The 14025-nt window shown below is 65.5% G+C and carries 14 protein-coding genes; 8 read left to right on the plus strand and 6 right to left on the minus strand.

What is annotated here, in order from left to right:
* The first annotated feature begins 23 nt into the window (after positions 1 to 23).
* The 8 genes from ACE04A_RS05960 (at position 24) to ACE04A_RS05995 (ending at position 6981) form a co-directional block, all read left to right on the plus strand.
* Entirely contained in the window at positions 24 to 911 is an 888-nt protein-coding gene (locus ACE04A_RS05960) for a ParB N-terminal domain-containing protein (RefSeq protein ID WP_279997530.1), read from the plus strand.
* Between the two features lie 159 nt (positions 912 to 1070).
* Positions 1071 to 1751, plus strand: a complete 681-nt coding sequence (locus ACE04A_RS05965; RefSeq protein ID WP_448715826.1) for an RraA family protein — start codon at positions 1071 to 1073, stop codon at positions 1749 to 1751.
* Positions 1748 to 2950: an aminotransferase class I/II-fold pyridoxal phosphate-dependent enzyme gene (locus tag ACE04A_RS05970; protein ID WP_438858420.1), complete on the plus strand. Its 1203-nt coding sequence runs from the start codon at positions 1748 to 1750 to the stop codon at positions 2948 to 2950. Before ACE04A_RS05965 ends, ACE04A_RS05970 begins: the two co-directional genes overlap by 4 nt.
* Positions 2951 to 3011: 61 nt before the next feature.
* Positions 3012 to 3833, plus strand: a complete 822-nt coding sequence (locus tag ACE04A_RS05975) for an ABC transporter substrate-binding protein (protein WP_259248138.1) — start codon at positions 3012 to 3014, stop codon at positions 3831 to 3833.
* Positions 3834 to 3864: 31 nt separating this feature from the next.
* A complete protein-coding gene (locus ACE04A_RS05980) occupies positions 3865 to 4554 on the plus strand; it encodes an amino acid ABC transporter permease (RefSeq protein ID WP_259248137.1) in 690 nt (229 codons plus the stop codon).
* Positions 4547 to 5236, plus strand: coding sequence for an amino acid ABC transporter permease (locus ACE04A_RS05985; protein ID WP_259248135.1), 690 nt, complete (start codon positions 4547 to 4549; stop codon positions 5234 to 5236). The genes ACE04A_RS05980 and ACE04A_RS05985 overlap by 8 nt, the downstream gene beginning before the upstream one ends.
* Before the next feature lie 11 nt (positions 5237 to 5247).
* Positions 5248 to 5982, plus strand: coding sequence for an amino acid ABC transporter ATP-binding protein (locus tag ACE04A_RS05990; RefSeq protein WP_100855998.1), 735 nt, complete (start codon positions 5248 to 5250; stop codon positions 5980 to 5982).
* A gap of 33 nt (positions 5983 to 6015) precedes the next feature.
* Complete coding sequence (locus tag ACE04A_RS05995) at positions 6016 to 6981, plus strand: LysR family transcriptional regulator (RefSeq protein WP_279997527.1); 966 nt, start codon at positions 6016 to 6018, stop codon at positions 6979 to 6981.
* A gap of 45 nt (positions 6982 to 7026) precedes the next feature.
* Here the strand turns inward: ACE04A_RS05995 and ACE04A_RS06000 are convergent, their stop codons facing one another.
* From ACE04A_RS06000 to imuA, 6 genes are all read right to left on the minus strand, one after another.
* On the minus strand, positions 7027 to 7416 hold the full coding sequence (locus ACE04A_RS06000; RefSeq protein WP_448715828.1) for an I78 family peptidase inhibitor: 390 nt from the start codon (positions 7414 to 7416) through the stop codon (positions 7027 to 7029).
* A 153-nt stretch (positions 7417 to 7569) separates the two neighbouring features.
* On the minus strand, positions 7570 to 7764 hold the full coding sequence (locus ACE04A_RS06005) for a hypothetical protein (protein ID WP_438858423.1): 195 nt from the start codon (positions 7762 to 7764) through the stop codon (positions 7570 to 7572).
* Complete coding sequence (locus ACE04A_RS06010) at positions 7757 to 8527, minus strand: hypothetical protein (RefSeq protein WP_448715829.1); 771 nt, start codon at positions 8525 to 8527, stop codon at positions 7757 to 7759. Before ACE04A_RS06010 ends, ACE04A_RS06005 begins: the two co-directional genes overlap by 8 nt.
* A 132-nt stretch (positions 8528 to 8659) precedes the next feature.
* Complete coding sequence (locus ACE04A_RS06015; RefSeq protein WP_485819943.1) at positions 8660 to 11905, minus strand: error-prone DNA polymerase; 3246 nt, start codon at positions 11903 to 11905, stop codon at positions 8660 to 8662.
* 10 nt (positions 11906 to 11915) lie between these two features.
* Complete coding sequence (locus ACE04A_RS06020) at positions 11916 to 13385, minus strand: Y-family DNA polymerase (RefSeq protein WP_485819944.1); 1470 nt, start codon at positions 13383 to 13385, stop codon at positions 11916 to 11918.
* Complete coding sequence (imuA, locus tag ACE04A_RS06025; RefSeq protein ID WP_259248121.1) at positions 13315 to 14019, minus strand: translesion DNA synthesis-associated protein ImuA; 705 nt, start codon at positions 14017 to 14019, stop codon at positions 13315 to 13317. Before imuA ends, ACE04A_RS06020 begins: the two co-directional genes overlap by 71 nt.
* Positions 14020 to 14025: the final 6 nt, after the last annotated feature.

Here is a 14025-nt window from a genome sequence, read left to right on the forward strand (position 1 = left end):
ACAAGATCAACGAATTGGACACCATGGAAATCAGGATAGACGAGGGCCTGCGCGCCTACATAGACCCCTTGACCGAAGACGAGCACGAGGCGCTGGAACGCAGCCTGCTGGCCGAAGGCTGCCGCGATGCGTTGGTGCTGTGGGGCGACCTGCTGGTGGACGGGCACAACCGCTACGCCCTGTGCAAGAAGCACGGCATTGAATTCCAGACGCGCCAGAACACCACGTTCAAGTCGATGGAAGACGTGCATCTGTGGATGATCGAAAACCATCTGGGACGCCGCAGCGTGTCGGACTTCCAGCGCGGCGTGCTGGCGTTGCGCAAGAAGGAAATTTTGCTGGCGCGTACACCGCCCGAGGCACCCGAGGCCGCGCCCGACGCGCAGCAGGCGGATGGATCACCGCCTTGGGATGAGGACGACGGCGCGCCCGCCGCCGATGGCGCCCCGCGCCTGCCGCCCAACATGTCATGGACGCCGCCCGTGCCCAGCCGCCAGGCACTGGCGCGCGCCGCGCGCATCAGCAGCAACACCCTGGGGCAGATCGAAAAGATTCAGAAAGCCGCCGCGCCGGAACTGGTGCGCGCTGTGAAAGAGGGCGCCATTTCCATCAATGCGGCAGCAGCGGTGGCGTCATTGCCGCCCGAGCGCCAGGCCGCGGCCGTGGCGGGCGGCAAGAAAGAACTGCAACAGGCTGCGCGCGAAGTGCGCCTGGCCAAGGCGCCGCCGCCCCGCGAAGCCCCGCCCGAAGTGCCCATCGAACACATCGCCGACCTGCCGGCGGAAGTGGCGCGCTTGCGCGGGGTGCTGGCGCGCGTTACGGAAGAGCGCGACCAGCTGAAGAAGAAGGTCGTCAACCTGACGATCGCACTGTCGGAAGCGCGGGCCGCCAACGGCGGCGGGGACGATTAAGCACTCGTGATTACGAATAAGGGATAACCCTTAACAGGCGTATGCACGAAAAAAATTCCTGGTTCGCTGGGAATTTATATCGTTTTGAGGAAAGGTGCGCGGGGCTTTGTAATGCGTATTCGCTTAACCGCTTGACGCATTCACCCCCTCGACTTTCTTATGACTCCCATCGGATTTCGCATTCTTTCTCGGGCGGCGCCGGCCGTGGCCGCCGACGTGCTGGCCAGCTTTGCCGATATCGGCTCCGCCCAGATCAGCGACTGCATGAATCGCCTGTACGGCGTGTCGGGCCTGCGCCCGATGCATGGCGGCACGCGCCGCATGGTTGGCCTGGCGCTGACCGTCAAGACCCGTCCCGGTGACAACCTGTTGATTCATCAGGCAATTTCGATGGGCGCCGCGGGTGACGTCATCGTTGTCGATGGCGCGGGCGACGCCAGTAACGCGCTGGTTGGCGAACTGATGATGATGGACGCACAGTCCCGCGGCATCGCGGGCTTTGTCATCGACGGCGCGGTGCGCGACGTGGACGTCTTCGGCCAAGGCGAATTCGGCTGCTTTGCGCGTGCCGTGTCGCACAAGGGTCCGTATAAGGACGGCCCGGGCGAAATCAACGTGCCGGTGTCCGTGGGCGGGCAGGTGGTCAACCCGGGCGATGTGGTCGTGGGCGATGCCGACGGCGTGGTGGTGATTCCCGCCGAACACGCGGCCGCCGTGCTGGCCCTGGCGCAAAAGAAGGAAGCCGACGAAGCCGTGGCCAAGGAAAAGCTGCGCGCCGGCACCTACACCAAGCCGTGGTTGGCAAAGACCATTGCCGAAAAGACGGGCGGCGCCAAATGAGCATCATTGCCGACCGCATCAAGCGCATCAAGCTGTCGCCCAGCGTCGCTGCGCGCGCCATCATCGCCGAACTGCGCGAACAAGGCCGCCGCATCATCGACCTGACGATTGGCGAACCCGATTTTTCAACGCCGGAACATATTCGCCAGGCCGCCACTGCCGCGATGAATCGCGGCGAAACCAAATACCCGCCTGCCCAGGGCACGGCGGCGTTGCGCCGTGCCGCGCGCGGCCATGTGCAAGCCGCCACGGGCGTGGACTATCCCGTGGCGCGGATCATTGTGAGCACCGGCGCCAAACAGGTGATTTTCAACGGTCTGGCCGCCACGCTGAATGACGGTGACGAGGTGCTGATTCCCGCGCCGTTCTGGGTGTCGTACCCCGACATGGTGCTGGTCAACGGCGGTGTGCCGGTCGTGGTGCAGACCTTGCCGGCAACGGACTACAAGCTCACGCCCCAGGCGCTGGAACAAGCCATCACGCCGCGCACCAAGTGGTTGATGATGAACGCGCCCAGCAACCCTACCGGCTCGGTCTATACCGCCGACGAATTGCGCGGGCTGACCGACGTGCTCAAGCGCCATCCGCACGTCTGGCTGATGACGGACGACATCTACGCCCGGCTCAATTTCACGGACGAGCCGACGGTGCACCCGCTGCAGGTGGCGCCCGAACTGGCCGACCGCACGCTGGTGGTCAACGGCGTGTCCAAGGCCTACGCCATGACGGGCTGGCGCATCGGCTATGGCGCGGGGCCCGACGAATTGATCAAGGCGATGGCGATTCTGCAATCACAAAGCACGTCGGGCGCGTCGTCGGTCAGCCAGGCGGCGGCATTGGAGGCCTTGTCCGGCCCACAGGACTGCGTGACCGAATTCGCCAAGGTTTTCAAAAAGCGCCGCGACCTGGCGGTTGCCGAGCTGTCCGGTACGCCGGGCCTGAGCATCGTCGTGCCGCAAGGCGCGTTCTACGTGTTTCCGGACTGCTCGGGCCTGCTGGGCAAGAAGACACCCGCCGGCGACGTGATCGCCACCGACACCGACCTGACGCATTACCTGCTGCGCGAGGCGGGCGTGGCCGTGATCGATGGCAACGCCTATGGCGCGCCGGGCACGTTCCGGCTGTCGTTTGCCGCGTCGCTGGAGGATATCAAGCAAGGCTGTTGCGCCATCCGCGAGGCCTGCGCCAAGCTGGCCTGAACACGGCGCCTTGCTACGCTAGACCGTTTGACCACCACACAACACACAAGGGGAATCAACCATGAAACGCCACACTTTCTTCGCGGCCTGCCTGGGCCTGGCCACGCTGGCGCTGGGCGCCGCCGCGCAAGCGGATCAAGTCGACGACATCAAGGCGCGCGGCGAACTCGTCTGCGGCACGCTGGGCACGTCGCAACCGTTCAGCTTCCAGGACGGCGCCACCCGCCAGTTGGTGGGCTATGACGTGGACGTGTGCAAGCTGGTTGCCGACAAGCTGGGCGTGAAGATCAGCTACAAGCTGCTGTCGGTGGCGGCGCGCGTGCCGGAATTGAACGAAGGGCGCGTGGACATCCTGGCCGCCAACCTGGGTTATTCGCCGGATCGCGCCGAACAAATCGCGTTCAGCCACGCTTACTACGTCAGCCCGCAAAAGCTGTTGGTGCGCAAGGACTCGGGCCTGGACAGCATCGAAGCGCTGAACGGTCACCGCATTGGCGCCACCAAGGGCTCCAGCTCGGAGCGCGAGATCAAGCGCATCCTGGACAAGTCCAAGGTGATTGGTTATGGCGACAGTTCGGCCACCTACCTGGCCTTGCAGCAAAAGAAGGTGGATGCGCAGTTTGCGTCGGAACTGGTGCTGGTGCGCCTGGTGCTGCAAAGCCCGCCCACGGCGCCCGTCAGCGTGATCGGCAAGTCGGTGTTTGACGAACCCTGGGGCCTGGGCGTGCGCAAGTCCGAGACGCGCATGCTGCAAACCGTGAACCAGGCGCTGGACGAAGCCGAGAGCTCGGGCGTGGCGGCCAAGCTGTTCGACAAGTGGTTCGGCCCCACCACGCCCTACAAGCTGGAGCGCGGGTTCAAGATCGGCCCCATCGCCGGCTGATGGCCGCGCAATTGCCAAGGGCCGACGCTTTATGAGCTTGCTAGATGCATCCCAATACCAGCTGCTGCTCAGCGGCATGGTGGTTACCGTGCAACTGTTCCTGGTGGCGTGGGTCATGGCCTTCGCCATCGCGGTGACGCTGGTCGTGGTGCGGGCCACCAACCTGGCGCCATGCCGCTGGGTGGTGGACGCCTATGTGGAATACCACCGCAACGTGCCGCTGTTGGTGCAGGTGTTGTTCTGGTATTTCGGCATGCCGGAGCTGCTGCCCGAAGGGCTGAGGTTGTGGCTCTACGATCACAACGCGGAAATGTCGCTGGCGGCGATTGCGCTGGCGTTGGGGTCGGCCGCGTACATCGCCGAGGACATCCGCAGCGGCCTGCGCGCCATTCCCTGGACGCAGTTCGAGGCGGCGCGCGCGCTGGGCGCAAGCTACCTGCAATGCATGCGTTACGTGATCGTGCCGCAGGCGTTGCGCATTTCCATTCCGCCGCTGGTCGGCCGCGCGTTGCTGCTGTTCAAGAACACCAGCGTGGCGATGGCGATCGGCGTGATGGAGCTGACCTATCAGGCGCGCGAAATTGAAAACGAAACGTATCGCACCTTCGCCACCTTCGGCGCGGCCACGATCATGTACCTGCTGGGATCGTTCCTGATCATGGCGGTGGGGTCGCGCGTCTACGCCCGTTATCGCTTGAATCGCGGAGGCCACGGTGCTTGACCTGCTGATGCAATACTGGCCGACGCTGCTGGTCGGCCAATACCCCAACGGGCCTTTGGGCGGACTGGCGCTGACGCTGATCCTGGCGGCGCTGGGCTTGTTGATGTCGCTGCCGCTGGCACTGTTGATCGCGCTGGCCCGCGTCAGCCCGTTCGGCGCGCTGCGGGTCGCCAGCAAGGGGCTGGTCAACGTCGTGCGCGGCATGCCGCTGCTGATGCTGATCTTCTGGGCGTACTTCGTGGTGCCCAAGCTGACGGGGCAGGTGGTCAGCGGCTTCTGGACGCTGATCTTCGCGCTGGTGGTCTATGAAAGCGCCTACTTGTCCGAGGTGATTCGGTCGGGCATCGAGGCGGTGCCGCGCGGCCAGATTGAAGCGTCGCGTTCGCTGGGCGTGGGCTACTGGACGACGATGCGCAAGGTGGTGCTGCCCCAGGCGCTGTTCAACGTGCTGCCCAGCATGACAAGCCAGTTCGTCTCCACGATCAAGGAAACGTCCCTGGGCTACGTCATCAGCGTCAACGAGCTGACCTTCGCGGCCAATCAGGTCAACAACCTGGTGCTGACCCAGCCGCTGCAGGTGTTCGGCATCCTGGCCATTATCTATTTCCTGGTGTGCTTCAGCCTGAGCCGCGGCTTGAGCTGGCTGGACCTGCGTATCCGCCGCTCGCGCGCCATGGCTTAACGGAAAGAATCATGATCAAGCTTGAAAAAGTGAACAAGTGGTATGGCGACCATCACGTGCTGAAAGACGTGGACCTGTCCGTGGCGCGTGGCGAAGTGCTGGTGGTGTGCGGGCCGTCGGGCTCGGGCAAGTCGACCATGATCCGCACGGTGAATCGGCTGGAGCCTATTGAGAAAGGTCGCATCCTGATCGACGGCGCGGACATCTACCAGAAGGGCGCGAACCTGAACGCGCTGCGTCAGAAGATCGGCTTTGTGTTCCAGCAGTTCAACCTGTTTCCGCACATGAGCGTGCTGGAAAACGTGATTTTCGCGCCGGTGAACATTCGCAAGCAGCCGCGCAAGCAGGCGGTGGAATTGGCGCGTGCATTGCTGGAGCGGGTAGGGCTGTTGAACAAGATCGACGCCTACCCTGGTGCGCTGTCGGGCGGCCAGCAGCAGCGCGTGGCGATTGCGCGCGCGTTGGCATTGCAGCCGCCGGTGATGTTGTTCGACGAGCCGACCAGCGCGCTGGACCCGGAAATGGTGGGCGAGGTGCTGCAGGTGATGAAGGGCCTGGCCAAGGACGGCATGACGATGGTGTGCGTGACTCACGAAATGGGCTTTGCGCGCGACGTCTGCGACCGGGTCGTCTTCATGGACGGTGGCGAGATTCTTGAGGTGGACACGCCCGAGCGCTTTTTCAGCGCGCCCTCGCATCCGCGCGCTCAGCGTTTTCTGGCCGACATCCTGCACCCACGCGGCTAGGGCCGTGGCGGCGATGGTAACGTGAGGGTTTCCATGCGTTTCGCATCAACCGCCGCGATGTACACCCTTAAACAGTTAGAGGCGTTTTACTGGAGCGCCGAGCTAGGCAGCTTCAGCGCATCTTCGCGCAAACTGCACACCACGCAATCGGCGGTGGCCAAGCGGGTAGGGGAATTGGAAGCCTTCGCCGGGTCGCCGTTATTCGAGCGCCGGGCCAAAAAGCTGTTCATGACGCCGCAAGGGCGCAAGCTGTTTGAGCTGGCGCGTGAAATGCTGGACCTGAATAGCCGCATCGTGCAAAACATGGCCGACCCGGCCAGTTTCGAAGGCGTGGTGCGGCTGGGGGTGACTGAGCTGGTCGGCATGACGTGGCTGGCGCGGCTGATCAATCAGATCAGCCTGCGTTATCCGCGCGTGCAACTGATGCCCGAGATCGACGGCGGCATTACGCTGTACGAAAGGCTGGACCAGGACCAACTGGACCTGGCCATCATGCCCGGCCCGTTCTGGAGCTATCAATACGATGGCACCCATCTGGGCGCCGTCACCAACGTCTGGATGGCCAGCCCCGCGCTGGATATCGATTTGCAGGCGCGTTTGTCGCCGCAGGACCTGGCGCCGTATCCCGTGATTTCGCAGCCGACCAATTCCGCGCTGTCTCATCTGTACGACGCCTGGTTCGCCGAACAGGGCTTGTCGGTCAAACGGGTGTTGACCTGCAACAGCCTGGGGATGATGGCGCAACTGACGATGCTGGGGCTGGGCATCAGCTATCTGCCTGGCGCCTACTTCGCGCCGCTGGTCGAACGCGGTGCGCTGTGCCAGCTGGACGTACAGCCGGATCTGCCCACCATCAATTACTACGCGGTACACAAGAAGAACATCGTCAACCCGATCGTGTCGCGGGTGATCGAGATCGCTCGCGAGGAATGCGCGTTTGAAGTGGCAGGGGCCTTCCTGCCCCACGTGCCGCCTGCGGCGTTGCCGCGCGAAGGCTGAGACGGCCGGCGAGGGTAGGCGCCGGCCGGCTTGGGATGGGGTAGATCAACCGCAGCGAATGGCGGTCATGACGTCTTTGTCATCCACGATCAGGTTCAAACGGGTGGCGTTGTATTCCATGGTGACCAGTTGGCCGGGGCGCAGGATGCGGGCCGTGCTGCTGCCGCTGCGGGTACGCAGGTCTTCCATCGAGGACGTGGTGGCCTTTTGGCCAATTTGCGATTGCAGCGCGGCCGCGTCGCAGGTTTTGGTGCCGTAGCCCGGCATGGCCGAGCCCGACCCACCATAGGAAGCGCCGCCCGACGTGCTGGCGCCGGACGAGGACGATGAACTGGAGGAGCTGGAGGCTGCCGGTGCGCTGGACGACGACGTTCCAGTGTTGGCGCATGCGGTCAGGCTGGCAACCAGAATGAAAGGGATCAGCTTGCGGATCATGTATAGCTCCTTACAACACCACTACGAAAAAAGCCATGATAGACCAGCCTAGGCGCGCTGTAATCTGGCGTTGCGGCGGCGCGCCAAAAAGTGAAAAGCCCGCGTTGAGATGGGCTCAAGACGGGCTGCAATAACGGGGTAGTGAAAGGGGGATCAGATTACGTCGGGCAAGGTGGGATAAACGCGGCGTGCGGTGGTCGGCTGTCGGGCGTAGGCTTCCAGTCTGGCCCAAGCTTCCTCTGTGACCACCGGAATGCCCTTCATGGATATCTTGAACACATGGCCCGGCTTCGTGCGGTGCATGGTTGTGGTGGTGGCGATACGTTTCGATGTGGTTTGATCAGCCATTGAGACCTCCTCCCGACATGACTTTTGTATCGAAGCAGGGTACTAGCTTTTCCCATGAGGCGCTATGGGGTGCCAAGTCGAAAACCATCGGCCTTTGTGTCCCTTTCCTGATCCACCACGCTTCGTCCGCAGCCAGCACTTCCTGCACTGTCGCGCATTCCGACAACCGCGCTTCGCCTGATGTTTCTTCGGGAAGCAGGCGAGCATCAAAGCCCAGTCTGGGCCAGATTTGATAGCCGATATAGCGGTCGGGGTAACCGATACCGCCTGCTGCGACTAGTGAAATTTTAGACAGCCCCCATAAATAGGCTGTGATGGCGCAGAGCGCGAAGGCGATCCGCCCCAGGTAGCGTGGTGCCAAGCTGGCGTTCAGATAGTAGTAGTCGATGTGGAGTGCGTAGCCCGCCGCCCGGGGCGGTCGGCGTTGCTCCGTGTACAGCCCGATTCTGTTTTTGTAGGGAGCCTGAATAAGACGATTGTTGATAACGGTGAAGTACAGTCCGGCCGGCGCATCATCCGGCCCTGCTTTTCGTTCCGCCTGTTGATGCACACGGCTGCCGTTGAAAATGGAAAGCAAATGGGTCAATTCCAGAACGGAGATATCGCCAAAGGGCATGGAAAACACGTTGTCCGGCAGCAGGCGAATACCGTCATACCGGATCTGTTGTCCGCTTAGATGTTGGTGCACGACGGGATGCAGCATCAGTTGCTGATGAAGTTCGGCCAGGCGCTCCCGATAAAAGCGCGATCGCGGCGGTGACATGCTGAGTCCTCGAGGGGGCGTTGATAGAGGCGCAGAGCATAGGCCGCTCGAGCATGGTGGAGCGGGCGGATAGTGATCCAAATGTCATCAGGAACGGGTACGTGCCTGCCGTGATACCGGCCAGTTGGCCCCTCAATGAAAATTCCGGCTATGGGCCGCCAGCCCGCCCAGCAGGTCGGACAGGTCCACCAGGCGTTGCGCGATCAGGTGGCGTACGCCGTCCACGTTCTGCCAGGCGCCGTAGACGCCCAGCAGCTTGGCGCCCAGCAGTTCGCGGCGTTGGCGTTCGATGAGTTCCGGGCGCACGACCACGTTGACGGGGCCGGTTTCGTCTTCCAGCGTGACGAAGATCACGCCCTTGGAGGTTTGTGGCCGCTGGCGCACGGTGACGATGCCGCAGGCGCGGGCCACGCGCTTGTCGGGATAGCCGTTCAGGACCTCGGCCGGCTGGAAATTGCGGGCGGCAAGTTGCGCGCGCAACAGGGCGACCGGGTGGCTGTGCAGCGTCAGCCCCAGGCTGCGGTAGTCGGCGGCCACGGTCTGGTTTTCCGAAGGGGCCGACAACTGGGGGGCCTGGGTTTCCACGATGGCGGCGTCACGCAGCAGGTCGCGGCTTTGGACGCTGGCGGCGGCTTGCCAACTGGCTTGGCGGCGGTGGCCGGCCAGGGTGCGCAGCGCGTCGCCGGCGGCCAAGGCGTTCAGGTCGTGGCGGTTCAGCCCGGCGCGGCGGGCCAGGTCGCCGGTGTCGGTAAAAGGCGCCTGCCCGCGAGCCTCTTCGATGCGGCGCGCGGCGTCTTCCCGCATGCCCTGGATCAGGCTCAGGCCCAGCCGGACAGCGGGGCGGGTGTCTTCGGCGGGTGGGGAGTGCGGGCGCGGGCGTCGCTGGGCGCCGGGGTGACCGTCGGGCAGGGTTTCCAGCGCCGAATCCCAGCCGCTGACGGTAACGTCGGCGGGCAGCACGCAGACGCCGTGGCGGCGGGCGTCCTGCACCAGTTGCGCGGGCGCGTAGAAACCCATGGGCTGGGAATTGAGCAGGGCGGCCAGAAAGGCTTCGGGCTCGTGGCGCTTGAGCCAGGAACTGAAGTACGCCAGCAACGCGAAGCTGGCGGCATGGCTTTCCGGAAAGCCGTATTCGCCAAACCCCTCTACCTGCCGGAACAGGGCTTCGGCGAATTCCAGCGTGTAGCCGTGCGCCAGCAGGCCGCCCACCAGCTTGACGCGGAATTTGTCCACGCCGCCCTTGCGTTTCCAGGCAGCCATGGACCGGCGCAACTGGTCGGCCTCGCCCGGCGTGAACCCCGCGGCCACCACCGCGATCTGCATCACCTGTTCCTGGAAGATGGGGACGCCCATGGTCCGGCTGAGCACGCCACGGACTTTTTCGCTGGGATAGGTTTCGTCTTCCTTGCCCTGGCGTCGGCGCAGGTAGGGGTGGACCATGCCGCCCTGGATCGGGCCGGGGCGCACGATGGCCACCTGCACGACCAGGTCGTAGTATTTGCGCGGCCGCAGGCGGGGCAGCATGGTCATCTGCGCGCGCGATTCAATCTGGAACACGCCCACCGTGTCGGCGTCGCAGATCATGTCGTAGGTGGGGACGTCGCCTTCGGGAATGTCTTGCAGCGCCAGCGGCTGGCCCCGGCGCTGGCCGGCCAGCTCCAGGGTGCGGCGCAAGGCCGACAGCATGCCCAGCGCCAGCACGTCGACTTTCAGCAGTTTCAGCGCGTCAAGGTCGTCCTTGTCCCATTGCACGACGCTGCGGTCTTGCATGGCGGCGTTTTCAATGGGCACCAGGCGCGACAGCTTGCCGCGCGAAATCACGAAGCCGCCCGGGTGCTGCGACAGGTGGCGCGGAAAGCCCATCATGGTTTGCGCCAGCGACGCCCATTGCCGCGCCACGCGGGATTCCGGGTCCAGCCCGCAGGTGCCCAGCGTACGCAGCATTTCCTTTTTACCGTCCCACCACTGGTGCGCACGCGCCACGGCGTCGATCACGCCCAGGTCCACGCCCAGCGCGCTGCCGGTGTCGCGCAGCACGCTGCGTGGCCGGTACGAAATAACCACGGCGGTCAGGGCGGCGCGGTCGCGTCCGTATTTGTTGTAGATGTACTGGATGACTTCTTCGCGGCGCTGGTGCTCAAAATCTACGTCTATGTCGGGTGGTTCGTTGCGCTCTTTACTTATGAAACGTTCAAACAAGTTGTTGCCGCGTACCGGGTCCACCGCGGTAATGCCCAGGCAATAACAGACGGCGGAGTTGGCGGCCGACCCCCGGCCCTGGCACAGAATGCCCTGGCTGCGCGCGTACTGGACGATGTCGTAGACGGTCAGGAAGTAGGCTTCGTAGCGCAGGTCGCCGATCAGGTCGAGTTCTCTTTCGATCTGGCCGGCCACGTTTTCCGGGACGCCGGCGGGAAAGCGGCGGGCGGCGCCGGCCAGGGTTTCCTGGCGCAGATAGGTGGCGGGCGTGTGGCCGGGCGGCACGACCTCGTCAGGGTATTCGTAGCGCAGTTCGTCCAGCGAAAACGCGCAGCGGCGCGCCACCACCAGCGTTTGCGCCAGCGCGTCGGGTGGATACAGATTGGCCAGGCGCATGCGGGTGCGCAGATGCTGTTCGGCGTTTTCGGATAATTCGTAGCCGCATTGGGCCACGGGCTGGCGCGTGCGGATGCCGGCCAGCGTGTCGTGCAGGGGCTTGCGCGATCGCACATGCATCTGCACCTGGCCCACGGCCACGATGGGCAGATCGGCCTGGCGGGCGGCGTGTTCGACGGCGGCGCGGTGCTGGTCGTCGCGTGACCGGTACAGCAGGTTCAGTCCGACCCAGGCGCGGTTGGGAAACACGCGCGTCAACCAGCGCGCCTGCTCGGCCAGACGGTCGGCGTCGATGCCGTAGGCGGGGGTCAGGATGGCCAGGCATTCCGGTACCTGGCGCAGGTGCTCGGAGCCCTTGGGCGGATGGGTCAGGGCGTCGGGGGCCAAGCGGTATTCGCCCTTGGGGGCGCGGGTGCGGGCCAGCGTGATGAGTTCGGACAGGTTGCCGTAGCCTTCGCGGGTTTGCGCCAGCAGGGTCAGGCCCAGCGGGCCGGCGTCGGGCGCGGCGCGCAACTGGAACGTGGCGCCGATGATCAGCGGCAGCTTCTGGGTCTTGGCTTCCATGTGGGCGCGGACCACGCCGGCCAGCGAACATTCGTCGGTCAGCGCCAGCGCGGCGTAGCCCAGTTCGGCGGCGCGCGCGACCAGCTCTTCCGGGTGCGAGGCGCCTTGCAGGAAGGAAAAGTTCGACTGGCATTGCAGCTCGGCGTAGCCGGGCAACGTTGCCAAAAGTTCGGACGGATCGGGGGCGTCGTAGGGGGCGTCGTAAGGGTCGTCTTGCATGCGCGAAGCCTCAGGCGTAGAGCCCGTGCAGGAACCAGCGCGCGTGTTCCGCGTCGCGTTCGCGGTAGATCCAGTAGCGCGCCGCCGCCGCGTCTTCGGCGACGAAGTAGTCGCGCACGGTCAGGGCGGGGTCCCACCAGCCGCTTTCGATGCGTTCGGGCCCCCGTACCAGCCGCAGCGGCTGGCCGCCGTATTGGGGGCGATGGCCCGACAGCTTCAGGGCCAGCGGCGTTTCCAGCAGCCAGAAGGGGCGGTCCAGCAAAGGGGGCAGGGGCTGGGGCGGGCGCGGGGTGGCCAGCGCGTCGCCCCAGGAATTCGCGGCTTCGGGGCGGTGGTCGGGCGTGGGGTGGGCGTGGCGCACCTGATCGCGGCCCAGCCGGGCCACCAGCAGGTCCAGCAGGCGGGCGTGGTCGGCCGCGGTGCCGCCGGGTTCGGGAAACAGCGTGGTGCTGACGGCGGGTTGCTCAACGGTGTCGGGCGCCAATAGGGACACGGCGATGACGGGCGCTTCCAGCGTGACGTGATTCAGCTTTTCGCGCAGCAGGTGCAGGATCTGCGGCGCCTGCCAGACCGGTTGCGCCAGCGCCAGTTCCAGTTCGGTGGGCGGGCGGGCATGGCGGCCGCGTTCGTGTTCCATGCTGAGCACTACGCGCCGCACCGCCAGTTGCCGCGCGGTGAGCCACCCGCCAAGTTGTTCGGCCAGGCGGCGCGCCACGGCCAGCACGGCGTCGGTGTGCTCGACGTAGTCCATGAGTTCGATGCGCCGGGAGAACTGGTTGGGCGGTTCAATCCAGCGATACAGTTCCGGCGCCTGGCCGTAGGCGGCGTCCAGGGCGGGAAGCAGATCTGGCGTGCTGCGCCGTTGCAGGCCGGCGCGCGGCAGGGCGCGCAGGTCAGCCAGGGAGTGGCAGCCGATGTCGCCCAGCCAGTCCAGCCGCGCCTGGGCCTGGGGCAGCAGCGCCAGCGGCAGCGCGTCCAGCCGGCGGGTCAGGGTGGGCAGGGTGAGGGTGCGCCGGGGCACGCGCCGGCCCGGGCGGTGCGCCAGCAGCCAGGCGCCCCGGGCGGTGGGCGCCATGCCCAAGGACACCCGCACATCCAGCGCGTCCAAGGTGGCGCGTATGCGCCGGGCCAGCGCGCGCGGGCCGCCGAAGAACATCAGGCTGGCGCCCACGTTCAAGAGCACGGTGTCGGCATCGCCCAAGGCAATTTCGGGGGTGTATTGCAGCAGCGCCAGCGCCGCGCCGTGCAGGGTATCGGCTTCGGCCTGCGGCTGGCGCGGCAAGAGTTCCACCTGCGGGGCGATAGCCGCGGCGCCCGCGCGGCGCATGCCCGGCTTGACGCCGGCCTGGCGGGCGGCGGGGGTGAGGGCGGCAACGCGTTCCTGGTCCAGGACGGCGAAGGCGTGTTCCTCATGCGGCCAGTGCGGGCGTAGTACGTCCAGCGGCAGGCAGCGCAGGAAGGCGGCGATCCAGAGGCGCATGGTGGGGGGAAGACGGTGTCAGCGCGCCGGGCTCCAGGCCCACGTACAGCGGGGTGTCGCAGACAGGCCCCCGGCGCTTCAGAATATGGACGGACAAGCCGCCCGGGGCCGGCGCAAGCGCCAGCCGCAACGGGGCGGCGGTGGCATTCTGCGCGGCCTTGGCCGGGCGGATGGCAATGAAGAGCAGGTCGCTGGCCTGGGCCGCCAGATGCAGGCGGCGCAGGGATTCAGGGCGCACATGCGGCAGCCAGCAGATCAGGGCGCCGCAACTGCCGTTTTTCAGGATTTGTTCCGTGGCCCAGAGGGTATCGACGGGTTTTTGCGGGGCCACCCACAGCAATTGCCGGGGATCCAGCCGCCAGCTCATCCAACTGGCGATGTGGGGCACGTGCGGCGGTTGCACCAGCGCAATGGGGCGGCGCGTTTCCAATTGGGCCAACGCTGGGCGCAACAGGCGGATTTCGCCCACGCCGGGGTGCGGGGTCAGCAGTTCGATCAGGGATCCCAGCGGCCAGCCGCCGTCCGGCAGCTCGGCGGAAAGCGAAGCGTGCCCGGTGGGCAGGGTGCGCGCGGCGCCTTTGGCCAACTGGGTGGCGCGCCACAACGCGGGATGGATGCGTTCAGGGGTCATCATTACTGT

Source organism: Achromobacter colocynthidis (genome assembly GCF_057334535.1).